Here is a 20,139-nt window from a genome sequence, read left to right on the forward strand (position 1 = left end):
TGGTTATGGTGTGGTCGGTCCGCCCGCCCCGTCTGGAGTCAACGAACCATGAGCCTCGTGAGTGTGCTGTCCGGGCGCTCCGGGCCGCGGGCCGATCCCGCGACGGACGGCCCGCAGCCCCGCGGCATCACCCGCTGGAACACCGCGATGGTGCTGGTGCCCACGCTGATCCTGCTGGTCCTGGGCTGGCATCGACGCTGGATCAGCGACGACGGCCTGATCTTCACCCGCACGGTCCGGCAGATCCTGGCCGGCCACGGCCCCGTGTTCAACGTCGGCGAACGCGCCGAGGCGTCCACGAGCACGCTGTGGCAGTGGCTCCTGGTCCTGACCTCGTGGATCACCCAGATGGACGTGGGGCGGCTCGCGGTCCACCTGGGCCTGCTGTGCACCACCGCCGGCTACGCGCTGGCCCTGCACACCACCCGCCGGCTGCACACCCGCAGCACCCGGACGGTCCCGCTGGTCCCGCTCGGCGTGATCGCCCTGCTCGCGCTGCCGCCGGTGTGGGACTTCGCCACCTCCGGCCTGGAAACCGGCCTGACCACCCTGTGGACCGCCGGCTGCTGGTGGCTCCTGGTCCGCCTCCCCCACGACCCCCGCGCCCGCGTCACCTACGGTCTGGCCTTCCTGGCCGGGCTGGGCCCGATGGTGCGGCCCGACCTGGCGATCGCCACGCTCGGCTTCCTGATCGCGCTCGCCATCGTCCGCCGCCCGCGCGTCCTGCACACCCTGGGCCTGCTCGGCACCGCGTTCACCGTGCCGCTGCTGTACGAGATCTTCCGCATGGGCTACTACGGCGTGCTGCTCCCGCTGCCCGCCGTGACCAAGGAGGCATCCGCGGCCGACTGGTCCCGCGGCTGGAACTACGTCCGCGACCTGACCGACCCGTACCACCTGTGGATCCCGCTGGTCGTGCTCGTGGCCGTGGCGATCGGCCGATCGCTGCCCCGCCTGCGCGACCCCGCCGGCGTGGGCGCCCGGCTGCGGGCGATCGACCGCGCGGGCCGGGCCCGGATCACCGTGTTCGCGGTACCCGTGCTGTGCGGTCTGGCGATGCTGCTCTACGTGGTCCGCGTCGGCGGCGACTTCATGCACGCCCGGATGTTGCTGCCGGGACTGTTCATGCTGCTCCTGCCGATCCTGCTGGTCCCCGCGAACCGGCTCGCGATCCCGGCGGCCACCGTCCTGGTCGGCTGGGCCGCGGTCTGCGCGATCAGCTTCCGGGTGCCCTACGAGGGCATCGGCCCCCGCGGCATCGCCGACGAACGCGCCTTCTACGTCAGCGCGCTCAAGGTCGCCAACCCGGTCACCGCGTACTCCTACGTGGCCAACTACCCGCGCTTCCCGGCCGCCGCGAACGCCGCCCGCACCGACCACACGCACGTGATCGTCTATCCCTGGTACGACGGCTTCTACGTCACCGCGCTCGACCCGAACCTGCCCGCCCCGGTCGCCACCGTGTGGTCCAACCTGGGCATGAACGGCGCCAACACCCCGCTCGACGGCGTCTCCGTGGACATCCTGGGCCTGGCCTATCCGCTCGCCGCACACGTCGAACTCACCACTCGCGGCCGCCCCGGCCACGAGAAGTCGCTCGACATCGCCTGGGTCTTCGCCCAGTACGCCGCACCCGACGCGATCCTGCCCCCGGGCATCGACCCGATCCGGGTCAAGGCCGCCCGCTACGCCCTCACCTGCGGCGACGCCAACCGGGGCAAGCTCAAGGAACTCCAGGACTCGGTCCACGAGCCGATGTCCTGGAGCCGCTTCAAGGAGAACTTCACCGGCGCCCTCGACCGCACCTCGTTCCGCTTCCCGAGCAACCCGGTCGATGCCGCCAAGGAAATCTGCGGCATCGACGTCCTCGCCAAGGACGTGCTCCCCGCGGACAACCCCAACCGCTGACCCCACCCGCGCGGCGCCGGCCTCACCCCCCGCTCACCCCCGAGACCGCACCGTCACGTCGTCGACCCGCGAATCCACCGGCAACATCAGTGTCGACAACACCACACCGGCCACCGTCACCGGATCGCTGTAACGCTCGCGCTCGAACACCCCGCCCTCCTGCTCCCGCACCGCACGCTGCATCGCCGTCGCCGTCCGCCCCGGATACACGCTGGTCACCCGCAGCGCCGGCTCCTCCTCCCGCAGCCCGTCGGCCAACGCCTTCAGCGCGTGCTTGCTCGCCGAATACGCCGCCCAGCCCGCGTTCGTCCGCAGCCCCGCCCCGCTGTTGAGCAAAACCACGCCGGCCCGCCCGCGCCGCAACGCCGGCAACAACACCCGCGTAACCTCCGCCACCGCGACCACGTTGACGGTCAGTGTGCGCGACCACACGTCCGCGGCCGTCTCCGCCACCGTGCCCAGTTCCGCGATGCCCGCACTGTGCACCAGGCCCGCGAACGTCTCCTCGGCAAGCGGCGCAAGCGCGTCCGCGATCGTCTCGGGACGCTCCAGGTCCGCGACCACGGTCCGCACCCCGGGCCCGGCCAACTCGGCGGCCCGCCGCTGCGACCGCACGATCGCGACCAGGTCGTGGCCGCCCTCCCGCAACAGGCGGGCGATCTCCGCGCCGATACCACTGCCTGCACCGGTGATCACGTAAGTACTCATCCCGCCACCCTACGAGGTGCGCGAGCACCGGGACCGACGTTCTCGTCCGGTCTCGTGCGGCCTCACCCGCCCGACTGGAGCCCGCCGACCGATGACCCTGACCACCACCCTCCCCGGACACGGCCCACCCCCCGCCGATCCGGCCGCCCCGCACCCCGACCGGCCGGCAGCCGCGGCCACCCGCTGGAACCTCGCGATGGTGCTGCTGCCCGCCGTGTTCGTCGCCGTGGTGGGCGGCCGACGCAGTTGGCTGTGCGACGACGGCCTGATCTTCACCCGACCGGTCCGGCAGATCCTGGCCGGCCACGGCCCCGTGTTCAATCCCGGCGAGCGCGCCGAGGCGGCCACCGGCACGCTGTGGCAGTGGCTGCTGGTGGCCGGCACCCGACTCACCGGCCAGGACCCCGCGCCGCTGGCCGTGCGGCTGGGCCTGCTGTGCAGCGTGATCGGCTGGTTCCTGGCCGCCGACGCCGCCCGCCGACTGCACCGGGCCAGGCCCGGCAGCGCCTTCCTGCTCCCGTGCGGCGCGCTGATCCTGCTCGCGCTGCCGCCGGTGTGGGACTTCGCCACCTCCGGCCTGGAAACCGGCCTGACCACCCTGTGGACCGCCGGCTGCTGGTGGCTCCTGGTCCGCCTCCCCCACGACCCCCGCGCCCGCACCGCGTACGCCCTGGCCCTGCTCGCCGGCCTGGGCCCGCTGGTCCGCCCCGACCTGGCCGTCGCCGGCGCCGGCTTCCTGATCGCGCTCGCCCTCCTGCACCGTCCCCGGGCAGGCCGCGCACTCGCCCTGCTCGGCACCGCCGGCGCGCTCCCACTGGCCTACGAGATCTTCCGGATGGGCTACTACGGCGTCCTGCTCCCCCTCCCCGCGATCACCAAGGAGGCCACCGCCGCCGATTGGCCCCGGGGCTGGGCCTACGTCCGCGACCTGACCGACCCGTACCACCTGTGGCTGCCCGCGCTGGTACTGGCCGGCCTCGCCGCAGCCGCCGTCGTCGGCCGACCGCGCCCCGTCGGACCCGACCGACCCGCCGATCGCAGCCGACGCATCCTGTACGCCACACCCGTGTTGTGCGGCCTGGTGATGCTGCTCTACGTGGTCCGCGTCGGCGGCGACTTCATGCACGGCCGGATGTTGCTCCCGGGCCTGTTCCTGCTGCTCCTGCCGATCCTGCTGGTCCCCGCGAGCCGACTCGCGGCACCCGCCGTCGGCGCCCTGCTGGCCTGGTCCCTGCTGACCGCGACCGTCTTCCGGGTGCCCTACGCCGGCATCGGCCCGAGCGGCATCGCCGACGAACGCGGCTTCTACACGTCCGTCCTGGGCGTCGCCAACCCGGTCACCGCCGACGCGTTCGTCAACGGCTTCCCCGGCTTCCCGACGATGATCCAAGGCCCGCATCCGGAATATCGACACACCCTGGTCGACCGATCGCCGACCCACTCCTTCGTGGTCCCGCTGCGCCCGGACCTGCGCGCGTCGATCGTGGCGATATGGCCCTCGCTGGGCATGAACGGCGCCGCCACCCCCGTGACCGGCATCGCGCTCGACGACCTCGGCCTGGCCTATCCGCTCGGCGCACACATCCGACTGACCACCCGGGGCCGACCCGGACACGAGAAGCGGATCGACCCGGCATGGGTGCTGGCCGAATACGCCGACCCGGCCGCGCCCGCGCCCCCGGGCATCGACCCGATCCGGATCGCCGCCGCCCGCTACACCCTCACCTGCGGCCCGACCGACCGCGGCCGACTCAAGGAACTGCGCGACTCGGTGCACGCCCCGATGACCTGGCGGCGCTTCACCACCAACCTGATCGGCGCGGTGGACCGCACGGCCTTCCGCTTCCCCGACGACCCGATCGCCGCCGCCCGCCGCATCTGCGGCGTCGACGTCCTGAAGCCGGGCGTCCTCCCCACCCCGCCACCCCCGACCGCGACCACGACCCCGCCCTGAACCCGGAAGCGGCCCGCACCCCCGAAGGAGTGCGGGCCGCATCCGACCGTCCACGAGCGCGTCACGCCCCGCGCAGTACCGCCCCGGTCCGCTCGGTCGCCAGCGCCACCGCCGCGTCGCGCGCGGCCGTCGCCTCCTCGACCGTCAGCGTGCGGTCCGTCGCCCGGAAACGCAGCGCGTAGGCCAGCGACTTGCCGCCCTCGGCGATCTGCGCACCGGTGTACACGTCGAACAGTCGCACCGACTCCAACAACGCGCCCGCGCCCTCGACCAGCGCCGCCTCCACGCTCGCGGCCGGCACCGAGGCGTCCACGACCAGCGCGACGTCCTGCGTGGCCACCGGGTACGAGGAGATGTGGCCCGCCTGCGGCAGGTGTTCCCCGTCCAGGTCCGCGGTCAGCAGATCCAGGTCCAGTTCCATCGCGGCCACCCGCTCGGGCAGGTGCAGCGTCTTGAGTACCCGGGGGTGCAACTCGCCCGCGTGCCCCACGACCCGCTCGGTCCCGTCCGGCGCGGTCGCCACGAGCGCCGCGCAGCGCCCGGGATGCCACGGCTCGTACTGGTCCTGACGCACCGTCAGCTCGACGCCGACGGCATCCGCGACCACCCGCGCGGCCTCGACCGCGTCCGCCCAGAGCTGCGGCCGGCCCTTGCCCCACCAGCCGGAGTGCTCCCACTCGCCGGCCAGCACCACCGCGACCCGCTGCGGCTGGTTCGGCAACGCCGCAGCCAACTCGGCCAGTTCCGCGTCGGTCGGCCGCCGGTCCACGGCGAGCTGCGGCGCGCGCGGGGTCGACGCGTTCGGCAGGAAGACCACTCCCGACTCGAACAGCGCCAGGTCCCCGTTACCGCGCCCCAGGTTGCGGCGCAGCGTCCCGAGCAGCCCCGGCAGCAACGTCGTGCGCAGCGCCGGCTCCTCCTCGGAGATCGGGTTGACCAACACGACGGTGCGTCGCCGCGCGTCGTCCTCGGCCAGCCCGAGGTCGTCGAACGCGCTCTGCCCCACGAACGGATAGTCGAGCACCTCGGCGAAGCCCGCGCCCGCGAGCGCCCGTCCGATCCGCCGCCGACGCCGCTGGTCCGCGGTCAGCCCACGACCGGCCGGCACCTGCGGCAGCGTGGAGGGCACCTGCTCGTAGCCCTCCAACCGGATGACCTCTTCGGCCAGGTCGTTCGGGTCGGTCAGGTCGGGCCGCCAGGTCGGCGGCAGCACGGTCAGCTCGTCGATGCCCTCGACCGAGCAGCCCACCTCCTGCAGCCGCTGGGCCACCGTCTCGCGGGTGTACGGCACGCCCGCGACCTTCGCCGCGTGGTCCGCCGCGAGCACGATCCGCACCGCCTCGCGCGGCGCGTCCACCTCGGTCACGCCCGCCTCGGCCTGGGCCCGCTCGCCGCCGAGCACGGCCAGCAGGTCCACCGCACGCTGCGCCGCGGCCCGGGCCGCCTCCGGGTCCACACCGCGCTCGAACCGGCGCGACGCCTCCGAACCCAGCTTGTGCCGGCGCGCGGTGCGCGCGATCGCCACCGGGTCGAAGTGCGCCGCCTCGATCACGATGTCGGCGGTCTCCGCGCCGATCTCGGTGCTCTCGCCGCCCATCACCCCCGCCAGGCCGATCGGCCCGCGGTTGTCGCAGATCAGCAGATCCTCGCGGTCGAGCCTGCGCTCCACGTCGTCCAGCGTGGTCAGCGTCTCGCCCTCGTGCGCGCGGCGCACCACGATCGGGCCCTGCAACCGGGCCCGGTCGTAGGCGTGCAGCGGCTGGCCCAGTTCGAGCATCACGTAGTTGGTGACGTCCACGACGAGCGAGATCGGCCGCATGCCGGCCATCTGCACCCGGCGCTGCAACCACAGCGGGGACGGCGCCTCGGGGTCGATGCCGACCACGGTGCGCGCCACGAACCGGTCGCACCCGGCCGCGTCCTCGACCAGGATCGGATAGCCGTACGAGTTCGCGTCCGGCACGTCCAGCAGCGCCGGGTCGCGCAGCGGCTGCCCGTAGGCGATCGCCGTCTCCCGGGCGACGCCGCGCATCGACAGGCAGTAGCCCCGGTCCGGGGTCACCGCGATGTCGAGCACCTCGTCGACCAGACCGAGCAGTTCGATCGCGTCCGCACCGACCTGCGCCTCGATCGGCAGCACGATGATGCCGTCGTGGTCGTCGCCCATGCCCAACTCGCGGGCCGAGCAGATCATCCCGCGCGAGACACGGCCGTAGGTCTTGCGCTCGGCGATCTCGAACGGGCCGGGCAACACGCCGCCCGGCAGGATCACCACGACCTTGTCGTCGACCTCGAAGTTGCGCGCGCCACAGACGATCTCCTGCGGCTCACCGGTGCCGTTGGCATCGCCGACGTCGACCTTGCAGAACCGGATCGGCTTCTTGAAGCCCTCCAGCTCCTCGATCTCCAGCACCCGGCCGACCACGAGCGGACCCTTGAGGTCCGCGCCGAGCTGCTCGACCGTCTCGACCTCCAGGCCCAGCGCCACGAGCTTGTCGGCGACGTCGCGCCCGGACTCGCCGGCGGGGAGGTCGACGTACTCCCGCAGCCAGGAAAGCGGGACCCGCATCAGATCTCCATCCCGAACGGAAGGGTGAACCGAACGTCACCCTCGACCATGTCTCGCATGTCCTCGACGTTGTGCCGGAACATCAGCGCACGCTCCAGGCCCACGCCGAACGCGAAACCGCTGTACACCTCGGGGTCGATGCCGCACGCGATCAGCACGCGCGGGTTGACCATGCCGCAGCCGCCCCACTCGATCCAGCCCTCGGACCGGCAGGTCCGGCACGGATGCTCCGGGTCGCCCACCGAGGCGCCACGACACACGAAGCACTTGAGGTCGAGCTCGGCGGAGGGCTCGGTGAAGGGGAAGTACGACGGGCGCAACCGGGTGACGATGCCCTCGCCGAACATCGCCTGGACGAAGTGGTCCAGGGTGCCCTTGAGGTCGCCCATGGTCAGGCCCTTGTCCACGGCCAGACCCTCGATCTGGCCGAAGACCGGGGTGTGCGTGGCGTCCAGCTCGTCGGTGCGGTACACCCGGCCCGGACAGATCACGTAGATCGGCGGGGTCCGGGTCAGCATGGTGCGGATCTGCACGGGCGAGGTGTGCGTGCGCAGCACCACGCCGGAGTCCGCCGAGCCGTCCTCGGCGCGCACGAAGAAGGTGTCCTGCATGGTCCGCGCGGGGTGGTCCGGCAGGATGTTGAGGGCGTCGAAGTTGTACCACTCCGCCTCGACCTGCGGACCCTCGGCGACTTCGTAGCCCATCGCGACGAAGAGGTCCTCGATCCGCTCGGACAGCGTGGTCAGCGGGTGCCGCGCGCCGCGCGGAGCGCGGTCCCACGGCAGCGTGACGTCCACGGCCTCCTCGACCAGCACGCGCGCGTCGCGCTCGGCCTCCAGCTCGACCTGGCGCCGCTCCAGGGCCTGCCTGACCGCGCCGCGGGCCTGCCCGACCCGCTTGCCGGCCTCGGCCTTGGCCTGCGGCGGGAGCGCGCCGATCTCGCGGTTGGCGAGCGCGAGCGGCGACCGGTCGCCGGTGTGCGCGACCTTCGCCTCCTGCAACTCGGCCAGGTCGCTCGCGGCGGCCACCGCCGCGAGCGCCGCGTCGCGGGCCCGCTCGACTTCCTCTGGTTTCAACGCCTCGACCTCGACCGGGTCGTACGACTTGTTCGGTGCCGACATCTGTGTCCAGTGCTCCTGTGGGGGATCCGCCGGTGGTGGAGGCGGCAACGACGTCCTGCGACGTCCGCGCTCCGAGTTTACTGACGCCGCATGGGCGTGCGTGTGTCGGCCGGACCGCGACGAACTGCGGTGGAGCGTCCCGGCTTGCCGCGTCGACGGCGAGCTACATCAGGACGTCCGGCATCGCGGCCGGCAGGGTGAATCGAAATCGGGCTCCGCCGGACTCGGCACGATCCACGCCGATGCTGCCCGCGTGGGCCTGCACCAGGCCCTTGACGATGTACAGCCCCAGGCCGGTGCCACCGCGGCGGTTGCCGCGCCAGAAACGGGTGAAGACGCGGTCGAGGAGTTCGTCCGGGATGCCCGGGCCCTCGTCGCTCACCGTGATCTCCGTCCCCTGCGCACCGGGCGCGGACCCGATGGAGACCGCGCGCATCTCGATGGTGACGGTTCCGGCGCCGTGGCGCACCGCGTTTTCCAGCAGGTTGCCGAGGATCTGGTCGAGCTTGTCGGCGTCCAGCCACATGCTGGGCAGCGGCCCGTCCACGGCGACCACGAACCGCTCGTCGGGCCATCCGTTGCATTCCATCGCGCGCAGATGCCGGTGCACCGCCTCCTCCATGTCGACGACCTGCCGGTTGAGTTGCAGCCGGCCCGCGTCGATCCGGGAGATGTCCAGGAGTTCGGTGATCAGCCGGGTGACCCGGTCGGCGTCCGCGTCGACCGTCTCCAGCATCAGCCGCTTCTGCTCGTCGGTGAACCGCTCCCACTTGGCCAGCAGGGTCGCGGTGAAGCCCTTGACCGAGGTCAGCGGCGAGCGCAGCTCGTGCGCGACGGTGGCGATCAGGTCGGAGTGGCCGCGCTCGATCCGCCGACGCGCGTCGGTACAGCGCAGCGACACCACCAGCTTGTCCAGCGGGCTGTGCGGCCCGTCCGCGTGCACGAAGGACGCCGTGACCAGGATCTCCCGACCGGCCAGGAGCAGATTGCGCTCCGGCTGCCGGGTCCGGGTGCCCAGGCCGCCGTACGGGTCGGTGCACACCCACCAGCGCCTGCCCTCGAGGTCCTCCAGCGGCAGCGCGTCCGCGATGTGTTTGCCGAGCGCGTCCTCGGGACGCGTCCCGGTGATTCGGGCGGCGGCGGTGTTGAACGTGACCACCGTGCCGTTCTCGTCCGCGATCACCAGGCCGTCGGGCAGCATGTCGGCGTCCATCGGCCCCCTTCCCGTTTCGGGCCCGAGGGAGTTCCGGGCCGGACACACTATCCCAACGCGCGACGTGCCGTCCGGATGCGCCGGACGCAACGGACTCGTTCCCCCACCACCGGTCGTCAAGCCGAGTACGTCGGGGTCATCGCTCGCTTCGCGCACCCGAGCGACAGCCCCCCGGCCCGCGTTGCGCACGAGCGGACGCGTACAGACACACGGCTGCGGCGGTCGCCAGGTTCAAACTCTCGGCCCGTCCGTGGATCGGCACGCGCACCACGGCGTCGGCCAGCGCCCGGGTCTCCTCGGGCAGCCCCCACGCCTCGTTGCCGAATATCCACGCGGTGGGTCCGCCGAGCCCGCCCGCGTCCAACTCCCCGTCCAGATCCGCGTCCCCGGCGCCGTCGGCGGCCAGAACGCGCATCCCGGCGGCGCGCAGCGCGGCGACGGTGTCCTCGATCCGGGACCCGGTCACCACCGGCAGGTGGAAGAGGCTGCCCACCGAGGCACGCACGGCCTTGGGGTTGTACGGGTCCACCGACGCGTCGGTGAGCACGACCGCCTCGGCGCCGGCCGCGTCCGCCGCGCGCAGCACGGTGCCGGCGTTGCCGGGGTCGCGCACGTTCGCGAGCACCGCCACCAGGTCCGGCCGCGCGGCCATCGCCTGCTCCAGCGGTACGTCCACGAACCGGCACAGCGCGACCACGCCCTGCGGCGTCACGGTCTGGCTGATCGCCCCGACCACCTCGTCGGTGGCGGTGAACACCGGAACCCGGGCCGCTGCCGCGCCCGTGACCAGATCGGGGTAGCGCTCGGCCACCTCGGGGGTGATGTACAACTCGCGCAACGTCCCGGGCAGCGCCACCGCCTCGCGCACCGCCTGCGGGCCCTCGGCCAGGAACAACCGTTCACGGGCCCGGAAAGCGCGTTTGGCGAGCCGCCGGGCCGCCGCCACTCGTGGTGATCGGGTGGACGTCAGCTCGGGGCTCGCCATCGCGTTACCGTTCTCTGCTCTCGGCCTGTAACGACGTAGGAAATGCTGCGACATCGACGACGTGAGTCGACGATCAGGCCGCGGCGTCTTCCTTCTTCGCGTTGACATCGGCCGGCAGGGCCTTCTGCGCTACCTCGACGAGGGCGGCGAACGCCGGGGCGTCGTTGACCGCGAGCTCGGCGAGCATCTTGCGGTCGATCTCCACACCGGCGGCCTTGAGGCCCTGCACGAAGCGGTTGTAGGTCATCCCGTTCAGGCGGGCAGCGGCGTTGATGCGCTGGATCCACAGCTGACGGAAGTCCCCCTTCCGCTTCTTGCGGTCGTTGTAGTTGTAGACCATGGAGTGGGTGACCTGCTCCTTGGCCTTCCTGTACAGACGGGACCGCTGGCCGCGGTAGCCGGACGCCCGCTCGAGGATGACGCGGCGCTTCTTGTGGGCGTTGACTGACCGCTTGACGCGTGCCACTTGATGAACTCCTTGATGTCAGACCGCGGTGTGCGACCGCGACCCGGGTAAGTCTGGGACCGACGCCTGTCGCCGACCGGTGGGTTCTCGTCAGCCGGTGCGACGACGTGCTCGCTGCTACTACTTCTTGAGCAGCTTCTTGATCTTCTTGACGTCGGCCGGGGACACCTCGACGGTGCCGGCGAGGCGCCGGGTCACGGTCGAGGGCTTGTGTTCGAGAAGGTGACGGCGACCCGCACGCTGACGCAGCACCTTGCCGGAGCCGGTGATACGGAAGCGCTTGCTGGCACCGCTGTGGGTCTTGTTCTTCGGCATGTCGCCGCAGTCTCCTCGTCGTGCCGTACCCGCCCGGTGGTCACCGGGCAGGCACAGATGTGTGTGCATATCGGGCGCGGGGCGACCCGTTCCGGGTCAGACCTGCTCTTCGGCCTTCGGCTCCGCGTCGCTCGCGACGGGTGCCTCGGCGGCCGGAGCGGCCTCGGCCGGGGCCGCCTCGGCCTGAGCCTCGGGGGCGTCCGTCTCGTCGGGGTGGTCGTCCCCGGCCTCGACGGCCACACGGCGCGCGTCCTTGCGAGCCGCCTGGGCCTCGCGGGCCTCGGCCATGGCCTCGGTCTTCTTCTTGTGCGGGCCCAGAACCATGATCATGTTGCGGCCGTCCTGCTTCGGGTTCGACTCGATGAACCCGAGATCCTGGACGTCCGTCGCGAGACGCTGCAGCAGTCGGTAGCCCAACTCGGGCCGGGACTGCTCGCGACCACGGAACATGATCGTGATCTTGACCTTGTCGCCCTGCTTCAGGAACCGCTCGACGTGACCCTTCTTGGTGTCATAGTCGTGCGGGTCGATCTTCGGCCGGAGCTTCATCTCCTTGATGACCGTGTGCGCCTGGTTCTTGCGCGCTTCACGGGCCTTCATGGCCGACTCGTACTTGAACTTGCCGTAGTCCATGAGCTTGCAGACCGGCGGCCGGGCGTTGGCCGCGACCTCGACGAGGTCGAGGTCGTACTCCTGGGCAAGTTCCATGGCCTTGGCCAGCGGGACGATTCCGACCTGCTCGCCGCCAGGACCAACGAGTCGCACCTCGGGGACGCGAATCCGGTCGTTGATGCGGGGCTCGGCGCTGATGGGGCCTCCTCATACCTGAAGCGGCCGCGGGCGAAGCGGCCACATGTGTCTCGGTGTAACTTCCCCCCGAGCCAGGTTCCGCGCGAAGCCATCCAGGCAACGCGAAAAAGCCTCGCACGGTTGCATGCGAGGCTCCACCACCGGCAACGAAGCCGCCCAGGGGGCGACGAACGCGAAACGAACGCACACGAGGTGCGACACGCCGGACCGGTACCCGTCGTCCGTGAGGTCGATCGGGTGGGAGACGGAGCCTCCGCTTGCAGGCCGGGCATGCAGATGCCCGGTCGGTCGATACACCACTCTACCACTGGCTCGAACATGCCGAAGGGCCCCGTTGTTCCCCGATTCCGGGGCATACCCGAGACTGGGCACATGAGCGAGAGCGCCCCACTTATGTCACCCGCCCCCTCCGACGACCTCGACGGGGTCGAGACCATGACCCGCGACATCGCCGACGTGCCGGCGGTCGAGGTCATCACCACCTTGTCCGTGCACCTGATGAGCGCGGCGGCGGTCAAGCTGGGTCTGGCCGAGGACGGCGAGGCGCACAAGGACTTGGACGAGGCCCGCAAGCTGATCACCGCCCTCGCGGGCCTGGTCACCGCCGCGGCTCCCGAGGTGGGCTCCTATCACGCGGGCCCGCTGCGCGACGGCCTCAAGACCCTGCAACTCGCCTTCCGCGAAGCCTCCACACACCCCGACCAGGTCGGCAAGGGCCCCGGCGAAAAGCTCACCGGCCCCGTCCACGCCTGACCCCACCCCGGCCGGCCGGGCCGCCCCCCGGCCCGCCCGGCCACGGCACTCGAAACCAAGCAGCCACCGCCCGCCCCGGTCGACGATCCAGCCCGTCCGGCGCTTGAGAACAAGCGGGCCGCAGGCCGGCCCACCCCCTCCCGGCCGACCCCTCCCGGCTCGCGCCACCCCGGCCGGCCCCACCCTGCCCGCCCAAGCCATCCAGCCCGTCCGGCGCTTGAGGACAAGCAGGCCGCAGGCCGGCCCACCCCGACCCGGCAAGCCCGTCCGGCTCGCGCCGCCCCGGCCCGGTCGGCCATCCAGCCCGTCCGGCGTCCGAGGACAAGGTGGGTCGGCGCGACCTCACCCGCCCGCGCTCAGCGCACGTACAGCGGGTCCACGTCGAGCGCGCTGCCGGGCGGCAGCATCGCCAGGTCCAGGCCACGATCCAACCGCGCCCGCACCACGTCGTCCTCGGCCAGCCGTCCCACGATCCGCCGCGCGGCCTCGGTGACCTCGGTCGGCGACGCCGCCGCGACCAGGCTCAGCGTCAGCTCCTGCTCGCCGCCCTCGGTCAGGTAGACCGCCGAGACCGCCCCCTCCGGCAGCACCGCCGCCCGGACCGCGCCCAGGATCTCCGGATCCCGGTGCGGCGCCAGGTGCGCCCGCCCTTCGGCCACCGCCCGCAACCGGCTCCCGCTGAGCTCGTACGGGTGCGGCCCGGCCAGGTCCAGCAGCAGCGTGTCCGCCTCCTCCGCGTACGCGGCGTGCGCGGCACGCGCGGCCTCGACCGGAATCGGCCGCGCGTCCGCGCGCCAGCGGGCCAGCGCCGCCACCGAGGTGAACGCGGGCAGCGCCCGGCGCCCGTCCGGCCCCTGGATCGTGGGCACGGCCATGTCACTGGACTTCTCCCGGCGCAATTCGCCCGGCGCGACGTCCTCCTCCTCGGTCAGGATCGCCACCACCGGTACCAGCAGCCGCGCCTCGCGCAACGCCAGCGAGACCGCCTCGTCGTCCACCTCCCGAGCCGCCAGGGCCTCGGCCAGAGCCGGATGCGCGCTGCCGTCGTCGTCGGGAAAACCGGTGTCGGGAATGCTCTTGCCGCTGAAATCCACCCGTCGACTCTAGTCCCGTGCCCGACGAAGCTCATCCCGGCACGGCGCCCACCCCGGCCCCGTCCGCGCCCCCGAAACACCCCACGCCCCGAACGGTCGCCCCGTCCGCCACCCTCGAACGCGGCACCCGACCCCGGCCCCACCCACCGCCCCATCGCCACGACACCCGGCACGATCCGTGCGGCAAAGGACACCGCACGACCGCCCTCCCGCACCGAACAAAGCGGCGCCGACGCGACACGATCGGCGTGTCCGGGCCACCCCACGCCGGCAACGACGCACCACACCGGCGACCACCACCGGCAATCCGTCGAGCTCCGGGCGTGTCCCGGCCCCACACCCGGCCAAGACACAGGGCCCCGCCGCCCCAAACCCCCGGCCGCCCACGGCAAAGGTCGCGGCTCGGCGACCACTTGCCGACCCGCGACCTCTACCGAGGTCCGGCTCGCTCGAACCGGATCGAGCCACGACGGCATCATCGAGGCGTCGTGTCCGAACGGGCCGAGCGCCGGGCCGAGCCGGCCCGTCCTGGCCCGTGCTCGGACGGGTGGGCTGTGACCGGTCCGGTTCCCGAACCGGGTTCAGCGTAGGAAGCGGCGGGATTTGCCGTCCGGGACTCCCAGAAAGCTCACCCATTCGAGTGACTCCCGATGACTCCCGATGACTTCCGAAGCGCTCAGGAGAGGCCGAGGCGCCGATAGCGCAGCTTCCGCGCGGCCAGGCGCTCCTCCGCGTCCAGCGCCCGCAGCGTGCCGAGTTCGTGGTCGAGCACACCCGCCACCCGGCGCACGAACGCCTCGGGTTCCTCGGCGGCGTCCGGGTGCTCGGGCACCACCCGGTCCACGATCCGGTCCCGATACAGGTCGGCGGAACGAATGCCCTGTCGTCCGGCGATCTCGGCGGCGCGCTCGGTGCCGCGAAACAGGATGGCCGCCGCACCCTCCGGCGGCAGCGGCGACAACCAGCCGTGCTGCGCACAGATCACCCGGTCCGCGGGCAACAGCGCGAGCGCGCCGCCGCCAGAGCCCTGACCCAGCAACAGACACACCGTCGGCGCGGGCAACAGCACCAACTCGGCCAGGCAGCGGGCGATCTCGCCGGCCAACCCACCCTCCTCCGCCTCGCGCGAGAGCGCGGCGCCGGCGGTGTCCACCACCGTGACCAACGGCAGGCCCAACTCGGCGGCCAGCCGCATGCCCCGCCGGGCCTGACGCAACCCGGCCGGGCCGAACGGACCGTGCTCGCTCTGCCGGGTGCGATCGTGGCCCAGCACCACGCACGGCGCGCCGGGCCCCGGGCCGACCCCGAACCGGGCCAGCACCAGGCGCAGCGCCGGCTCGCTCTCCCCCTCGCCGGTCCCGCGCAGCGGGGTGACCGAGCGCGCACCGTGCCGCAACAACGCGCGCAACCCCGGGCGGCGCGCATCACGCGAACGCTCCACCGAAGTCCACGCCGGCACGTCCTCGAACAGCGGTTCGCCCACACCCGACGACCCCGTCGGCGACCCCACCTGCGCCCCCGCCACCGGATCGGCCGGTGGGCCCGCCGCCGGCCCCGACCCGGCAAAGCCCGAGTCGAGCACGTCGAAGACCCGGATCGCGACCTGCCGCAGTTCCCCGGGCGGCACGACCGCGTCGATCAGGCCGTGCTCGTACAGGTTCTCCGCGACCTGCACACCGGTCGGGAACGGGTGCCCGTGCAGCGCCTCGTACACCCGCGGCCCGAGAAACCCGATCAACGCGCCGGGCTGGGCCGCCGTGACATGCCCGAGCGAGCCCCACGAGGCGAACACGCCACCGGTGGTGGGGTGTCGCAGATAGACGAGATAGGGCAGGCCGGCCGCGCGGTGTGCGGCCACCGCCGCGGAGATCTTGACCATCTGCAGGAACGCGACGGTGCCCTCCTGCATGCGGGTGCCCCCGGAGGTGGGTGAGGCCACCAGCGGCAGGCCCTCGGCGGTGGCCCGCTCCACCGCGAGGGTCAGCCGTTCGGCCCCCGCCACTCCGATCGAGCCGGCCAGGAAGTCGAACTCGCACGCGGCCACCGCCACCCGACGGTCGTGGATCCGGCCCTCCCCGGTGACCAGCGCCTCGTCCAGGCCGGTGCGCGCGCGGGCCGCCGCCAACTCGGCCGCGTACGTCGGATCCGGCTCCGCGAGTGTGGGCAGCGGGTCGTTCCAGGCACGGAAACTGCCCGGATCCAGGACGCGTTCGATCAGATCGAGCGCCCGCACTCGCTCGGGGTGACTCATACGATCAAGCTAGCGCCACGCCCGGCAACGTTCACCCCGTCGCGGCGTGCGACCCACCCGACACCCGTACACCCGCCGACCGATGCCGGTGCGTCGCCGGCGATGAGTCCTACCGGTCGGTACGCCGATCTGGCAGGCTGCGGGAATGGCTCCTCTCACCGCCGCCCCGCCCGTGTCCGCTCCCGCCGCGACGCCCACCCTCGGCGCCGACCGTTCCCGCTACGACCGGGCCACCGCGCACCTGGACGCACCGTTCGCGATCGTGGATCTGGCCGCCTACCGGGCCAACGCGGCGGACCTGGTGCGGCGCGCGGGTGGCACACCGCTGCGGGTGGCGAGCAAGTCGGTGCGCTGCCTGCCGCTGCTGCACGAGGTGTTGGCGCTGGACGGCTTCCAGGGCGTGATGGCGTTCACCCTGCCCGAGGGATTGTGGCTGGCGGGCGAGGGGATCACCGACGTGCTGGTGGCCTACCCCTCGACGGACCGGGCGGGCTACCGCCGGCTGGCGGCGGACGCCGAGGCCGCGGCACGGGTGACGATCATGATCGACGACCCGGCCCAGTTGGACCTGATCGAGCGGGCGATCGCCGATGTGCGGCCCCGGGCAGAGCTGCGGGTGTGCGTGGACATCGACACCTCGTGGCAACCGCTGGGCGGCCGGGTGCACATCGGCGCGCACCGCTCGCCGCTGCACTCACCGGAGCAGGTGGTCGCGGTCGCCGAGGAGGTGACCCGACGGCCGGGCTTCCGGCTCGTGGGACTGATGGCCTACGAGGCGCACATCGCCGGGGTCGGCGACGCGCCCGAGGGCCGCGCGCTGTACGGCCGGATCCTGCGCGCGATGCAGGCGCGGGCGGGCGCCGAACTGAGCCGGCGCCGGGCCGAGATCGTCCGCGCGGTGCGCGCGATCGCCCCGCTGGAGTTCGTCAACGGCGGCGGCACCGGCAGCGTGGAGCGCACCGCCGCGGAATCCTCGATCACCGAGGTCGCGGCCGGCTCCGGGCTCTTCCAACCGCGCCTGTTCGACCACTACACCTGTTTCCGGGGCCGCCCCGCCGCGCTGTTCGCGCTGCCCGTGGTGCGCCGCAACGGACACGGCTGCGTGACCGTGCTCGGTGGCGGCTATCCGGCCTCGGGGGTGCCCGCGGCCGACCGGCTGCCCCAGCCGTACCTGCCGCCGGGCCTGTCGTACCAGTCGCAGGAGGCGGCCGGCGAGGTGCAGACGCCGCTGCGCGGCGCGCCGGCGGACGACTTGCGGATCGGTGACTCGGTGTGGTTCCGGCACGCCAAGGCGGGCGAACTGTGCGAGCGTTTCGACGCGCTGCATCTGGTGGACGGCGATCGGGTGGTGCGTACCGTGCCCACCTATCGGGGCGAGGGACACACCTTCCTGTGACCGCCGCGGGGCCGGTCGAATCACGTCGACGACGGGAACCGACCGGCCGTTAACCGGACAAGACCCACCCGTTCGGCCCACCCGACAAAAAACGACCCGTTGAGGGGCTGTCCGGCACCACTGCGGATGGCCCACAATGCCCATTGCCGGCGCCGTATCGGCGCGGCAGTACGTCCGGCCGCTGAAAGGTCGCAGCCATGATCGCGCGCTTGGGCACGCTCGGGCAGGAACACCCCGTGACCGGGGTAACGATCTGGCGCGGTTGCGCGGTGGTCCACCTGGCCGGCGAACTGGACCTGCACAACGCCCCGTTGCTGCATCGCACGCTGATCGAGCTGATCGACGGCGGTTGTCGCCGGGTGGTCGTGGACGCCACCGGGCTGAACTTCTGCGACTCGGTCGGTTTGGGTGTGCTGATAGACGCGTTCAAGTCGATGCACGCGTTCTCCGGCGAACTGCGCTTGGCCGCACCCGATCGCAACGTCCGCGCGACGTTGCGGATGACCGGCCTGATCGACGTGCTGGGCGTGCGCGACACCCTGCAGGAAGTACTCGACGAGTTCTCCGACTGAGTCCGCGTCGCCGCGCGGGCCCGCGTCGGTGCGGTGCGGCATGATCGGGCGGGTGACTCAACGTCTGATGCTCCTCGACACCGCGTCCCTGTACTTCCGCGCCTACTTCGGCGTCCCGGAATCGGTCAAGGCTCCCGACGGCACGCCGGTCAACGCCGTGCGCGGCCTGGTCGACTTCATCACCCGCCTGGTCGAGGACCGCCGGCCCACCCGGCTGGTGGCATGCATGGACGCGGACTGGCGACCGCAGTTCCGGGTCGACGCGATCCCCTCCTACAAGGCGCACCGGGTCGCCGAGGCGGCCGGGCCGGACGAGGAGGAGATCCCGGACACGCTCGCCCCGCAGGTGCCGGTGATCGAGCAGGTGTTGGACGCGTTGGGCATCCCGCGGGTGGGCGTGCCGGGCTTCGAGGCGGACGACGTGATCGCCACCCTGGCCGAGCGGGCCGGCATCGCGGTGGACATCGTCACCGGCGACCGGGACCTGTTCCAACTCGTCGACGACGCACGCGCGATCCGGGTGCTCTACACGGTCAAGGGCGTGGCCGCGCACGAGGTGATCGACGAGGCCGCCGTGCTCGCCCGCTACGGCGTGCCCGCCTCGGCCTACGCGGACTTCGCCACGCTGCGCGGCGACGCCAGCGACGGCCTGCCCGGGGTCAAGGGCATCGGGGACAAGACCGCGGCGCAGTTGATCGGCGAGTACGGCGACCTGGCCGGCGTGCGGGCCGCGGCGGCCGACCCGGCGGCCAGGCTGACCCCGGCGCGGCGGGCCCGGATCCTGGAGGCGGGCGACTACCTGGACGTGGCCCCGGGCGTGGTGCGGGTGGTGCGGGACGTACCGCTGCCGCCGGCGGCCGAGTGGGATCGGCCGCTGCCCACCGAGCCGGCCGATCCGGTCGCGCTCGACGCGCTGCGCCGGCAGTGGGGCCTGAGCGGTCCGGTGCACCGGTTGCTCGACGTGCTCACCCCCGGTCGGTGATGCCCGGAATCTCCGCCTGAGGACGGCGGCCGGCCACTCGAAAGGGTCGCTCCCGAACGCGCCGGGCGCACGGGCGACAATGTGACCCAGGTCACATCGGAAAGTTCCGCGGAATCTGTCACGTTCACCGCGAAGCCATGTCTCCCCGGGCATGCGTACCGAGTGTGACACCACGATCACCACCCGACCCGACCGCGATCGGCTCCGCGGCGAATGGCAACGGGTGACCTTGCGGGCCGGCTGGCCGGGCCGGGTCGCCTGGCACAGCGACGCCGTCGAGCAATGCCTGGACGCCTTCGTCCGCAACGGCGACATGCAGTCCGCGTGCCCGGCCCTGGCCCGGGATCGAGCCGCCGCCGAGATCCCGCTGGACGTGGCACTGGCCGAACTGGACGCGCTGTTCCTGTGCGGCCTCGCACAGGGCGCGCCCGGCCCGCTCGTGCAGTCCTACCTGAGCACCCGCGCCCGGGCGATCCCGCCCGGCACCCTGCCGCCCGGCACCGACCCGATCACCGAACTCCCCTCGGCCGCGCTCCTGCAACAAGGTCTGGGCCGGCGGGCCGCCGCGGGCGAGCACGTGCGGATCGTCGTGGTGCGCCTGGAAGTCCCCGAGTCGTTGATGTGGGGCCACCTGCGCCACCTGCTGCTGACCGCCCGCCACCTGGAACGTGCGCTCGGCGACCGGGCGTACGCGGTGCCGCCCGGCCGACTGATGGCCCTGCTCGACGGCGACGACCCCGAATTGCCGGACCGCCTGGACCGCCTGTGCCGGGCGCCCGTGGACCCGCTGGACGGTCCCGGCGGGGTCCCCGGTGGCGCCCCGCGCATCCCACGTTCGAGCGTGCGTTTGACCACCGCGCCGGGCACGACGGGTCGGTAACCCGAGATGAACCGGCTCTTCGTACACATGCTCGTCACCCGAATGACCCAGCGTCACGCCCACCGCCGACCGCCGCACGGCACGGGCGCGGGCGTTCCGACCTCGCGCCCGTGTCACACCACCCGCGCCGGAGCGCACTCCGGGTGCCTTCCCGGGGCCCAC

General features: G+C 72.6%; 17 protein-coding genes. 7 read left to right on the forward strand and 10 right to left on the reverse strand.

Annotated features, from left to right (window positions below; translation table 11 throughout):
- Window positions 1-48: 48 nt before the first annotated feature.
- Complete coding sequence (locus ACH4U8_RS20220) at window positions 49-1,908, forward strand: hypothetical protein (RefSeq protein WP_395779117.1); 1,860 nt, start codon at window positions 49-51, stop codon at window positions 1,906-1,908.
- Window positions 1,909-1,941: 33 nt separating this feature from the next.
- On the opposite strand, the gene ACH4U8_RS20225 is transcribed toward ACH4U8_RS20220, so the two are convergent.
- Window positions 1,942-2,616 carry an SDR family oxidoreductase gene (locus tag ACH4U8_RS20225; protein WP_395779119.1) on the reverse strand — a complete coding sequence of 225 codons (675 nt, stop codon included), beginning with the start codon at window positions 2,614-2,616 and terminating at the stop codon, window positions 1,942-1,944.
- Between the two features lie 91 nt (window positions 2,617-2,707).
- On the opposite strand from ACH4U8_RS20225, the gene ACH4U8_RS20230 reads away from it, so the two are divergent.
- Window positions 2,708-4,570, forward strand: coding sequence for a hypothetical protein (locus ACH4U8_RS20230; protein WP_395779121.1), 1,863 nt, complete (start codon window positions 2,708-2,710; stop codon window positions 4,568-4,570).
- A 61-nt stretch (window positions 4,571-4,631) separates the two neighbouring features.
- On the opposite strand, the gene pheT is transcribed toward ACH4U8_RS20230, so the two are convergent.
- The 7 genes from pheT to infC all read right to left on the reverse strand — a co-directional run bounded on the left by pheT (window position 4,632) and on the right by infC (window position 12,049).
- A complete protein-coding gene (gene pheT, locus ACH4U8_RS20235; RefSeq protein ID WP_395779123.1) occupies window positions 4,632-7,139 on the reverse strand; it encodes a phenylalanine--tRNA ligase subunit beta in 2,508 nt (835 codons plus the stop codon).
- Window positions 7,139-8,260, reverse strand: coding sequence for a phenylalanine--tRNA ligase subunit alpha (gene pheS / locus ACH4U8_RS20240; protein WP_360306299.1), 1,122 nt, complete (start codon window positions 8,258-8,260; stop codon window positions 7,139-7,141). Before pheS ends, pheT begins: the two co-directional genes overlap by 1 nt.
- Before the next feature lie 163 nt (window positions 8,261-8,423).
- Complete coding sequence (locus ACH4U8_RS20245) at window positions 8,424-9,473, reverse strand: ATP-binding protein (RefSeq protein ID WP_360306301.1); 1,050 nt, start codon at window positions 9,471-9,473, stop codon at window positions 8,424-8,426.
- A gap of 136 nt (window positions 9,474-9,609) precedes the next feature.
- Window positions 9,610-10,458, reverse strand: coding sequence for an RNA methyltransferase (locus tag ACH4U8_RS20250; protein WP_360306303.1), 849 nt, complete (start codon window positions 10,456-10,458; stop codon window positions 9,610-9,612).
- 73 nt (window positions 10,459-10,531) lie between these two features.
- Window positions 10,532-10,924 carry a 50S ribosomal protein L20 gene (rplT, locus tag ACH4U8_RS20255; RefSeq protein ID WP_020552013.1) on the reverse strand — a complete coding sequence of 131 codons (393 nt, stop codon included), beginning with the start codon at window positions 10,922-10,924 and terminating at the stop codon, window positions 10,532-10,534.
- Between the two features lie 120 nt (window positions 10,925-11,044).
- On the reverse strand, window positions 11,045-11,239 hold the full coding sequence (gene rpmI / locus ACH4U8_RS20260; RefSeq protein WP_360306305.1) for a 50S ribosomal protein L35: 195 nt from the start codon (window positions 11,237-11,239) through the stop codon (window positions 11,045-11,047).
- 96 nt (window positions 11,240-11,335) lie between these two features.
- Window positions 11,336-12,049 (reverse strand): translation initiation factor IF-3, encoded by a 714-nt coding sequence (gene infC, locus ACH4U8_RS20265; RefSeq protein WP_360306464.1) that lies wholly within the window; start codon window positions 12,047-12,049, stop codon window positions 11,336-11,338.
- A gap of 393 nt (window positions 12,050-12,442) precedes the next feature.
- Between infC and ACH4U8_RS20270 the strand changes: the two genes are divergently transcribed.
- On the forward strand, window positions 12,443-12,802 hold the full coding sequence (locus tag ACH4U8_RS20270) for a DUF1844 domain-containing protein (RefSeq protein WP_360306467.1): 360 nt from the start codon (window positions 12,443-12,445) through the stop codon (window positions 12,800-12,802).
- A gap of 356 nt (window positions 12,803-13,158) precedes the next feature.
- Here the strand turns inward: ACH4U8_RS20270 and ACH4U8_RS20275 are convergent, their stop codons facing one another.
- Entirely contained in the window at window positions 13,159-13,896 is a 738-nt protein-coding gene (locus ACH4U8_RS20275; RefSeq protein WP_380018050.1) for an SseB family protein, read from the reverse strand.
- A 676-nt stretch (window positions 13,897-14,572) separates the two neighbouring features.
- Window positions 14,573-16,147, reverse strand: coding sequence for a carboxyl transferase domain-containing protein (locus tag ACH4U8_RS20280; RefSeq protein ID WP_360306309.1), 1,575 nt, complete (start codon window positions 16,145-16,147; stop codon window positions 14,573-14,575).
- A gap of 145 nt (window positions 16,148-16,292) precedes the next feature.
- Here ACH4U8_RS20280 and ACH4U8_RS20285 point away from each other — a divergent pair, with 145 nt between their 5' ends.
- From ACH4U8_RS20285 to ACH4U8_RS20300, 4 genes are all read left to right on the forward strand, one after another.
- Complete coding sequence (locus tag ACH4U8_RS20285) at window positions 16,293-17,543, forward strand: amino acid deaminase/aldolase (protein WP_360306311.1); 1,251 nt, start codon at window positions 16,293-16,295, stop codon at window positions 17,541-17,543.
- A 197-nt stretch (window positions 17,544-17,740) separates the two neighbouring features.
- Window positions 17,741-18,115, forward strand: coding sequence for an STAS domain-containing protein (locus tag ACH4U8_RS20290; protein WP_360306313.1), 375 nt, complete (start codon window positions 17,741-17,743; stop codon window positions 18,113-18,115).
- Window positions 18,116-18,155: 40 nt separating this feature from the next.
- Window positions 18,156-19,097 (forward strand): 5'-3' exonuclease H3TH domain-containing protein, encoded by a 942-nt coding sequence (locus tag ACH4U8_RS20295; protein WP_395779125.1) that lies wholly within the window; start codon window positions 18,156-18,158, stop codon window positions 19,095-19,097.
- A 151-nt stretch (window positions 19,098-19,248) separates the two neighbouring features.
- Complete coding sequence (locus ACH4U8_RS20300) at window positions 19,249-19,977, forward strand: hypothetical protein (RefSeq protein ID WP_360306317.1); 729 nt, start codon at window positions 19,249-19,251, stop codon at window positions 19,975-19,977.
- Window positions 19,978-20,139: the final 162 nt, after the last annotated feature.

Source organism: Embleya sp. NPDC020886 (assembly GCF_044333915.1).
Lineage (GTDB): Bacteria > Actinomycetota > Actinomycetes > Streptomycetales > Streptomycetaceae > Embleya.

Bases quoted from the DNA above. Each gene is read 5' to 3' on its own strand.
- ACH4U8_RS20220 (WP_395779117.1), top strand. From the start codon at position 49: ATGAGCCTCGTGAGTGTGCTGTCCGGGCGCTCCGGGCCGCGGGCCGAT.
- ACH4U8_RS20225 (WP_395779119.1), bottom strand. From the start codon at position 2,616: ATGAGTACTTACGTGATCACCGGTGCAGGCAGTGGTATCGGCGCGGAG.
- ACH4U8_RS20230 (WP_395779121.1), top strand. From the start codon at position 2,708: ATGACCCTGACCACCACCCTCCCCGGACACGGCCCACCCCCCGCCGAT.
- pheT (WP_395779123.1), bottom strand. From the start codon at position 7,139: ATGCGGGTCCCGCTTTCCTGGCTGCGGGAGTACGTCGACCTCCCCGCC.
- pheS (WP_360306299.1), bottom strand. From the start codon at position 8,260: ATGTCGGCACCGAACAAGTCGTACGACCCGGTCGAGGTCGAGGCGTTG.
- ACH4U8_RS20245 (WP_360306301.1), bottom strand. From the start codon at position 9,473: ATGGACGCCGACATGCTGCCCGACGGCCTGGTGATCGCGGACGAGAAC.
- ACH4U8_RS20250 (WP_360306303.1), bottom strand. From the start codon at position 10,458: ATGGCGAGCCCCGAGCTGACGTCCACCCGATCACCACGAGTGGCGGCG.
- rpmI (WP_360306305.1), bottom strand. From the start codon at position 11,239: ATGCCGAAGAACAAGACCCACAGCGGTGCCAGCAAGCGCTTCCGTATC.
- ACH4U8_RS20270 (WP_360306467.1), top strand. From the start codon at position 12,443: ATGTCACCCGCCCCCTCCGACGACCTCGACGGGGTCGAGACCATGACC.
- ACH4U8_RS20280 (WP_360306309.1), bottom strand. From the start codon at position 16,147: ATGAGTCACCCCGAGCGAGTGCGGGCGCTCGATCTGATCGAACGCGTC.
- ACH4U8_RS20285 (WP_360306311.1), top strand. From the start codon at position 16,293: ATGGCTCCTCTCACCGCCGCCCCGCCCGTGTCCGCTCCCGCCGCGACG.
- ACH4U8_RS20290 (WP_360306313.1), top strand. From the start codon at position 17,741: ATGATCGCGCGCTTGGGCACGCTCGGGCAGGAACACCCCGTGACCGGG.
- ACH4U8_RS20295 (WP_395779125.1), top strand. From the start codon at position 18,156: ATGATCGGGCGGGTGACTCAACGTCTGATGCTCCTCGACACCGCGTCC.
- ACH4U8_RS20300 (WP_360306317.1), top strand. From the start codon at position 19,249: ATGCGTACCGAGTGTGACACCACGATCACCACCCGACCCGACCGCGAT.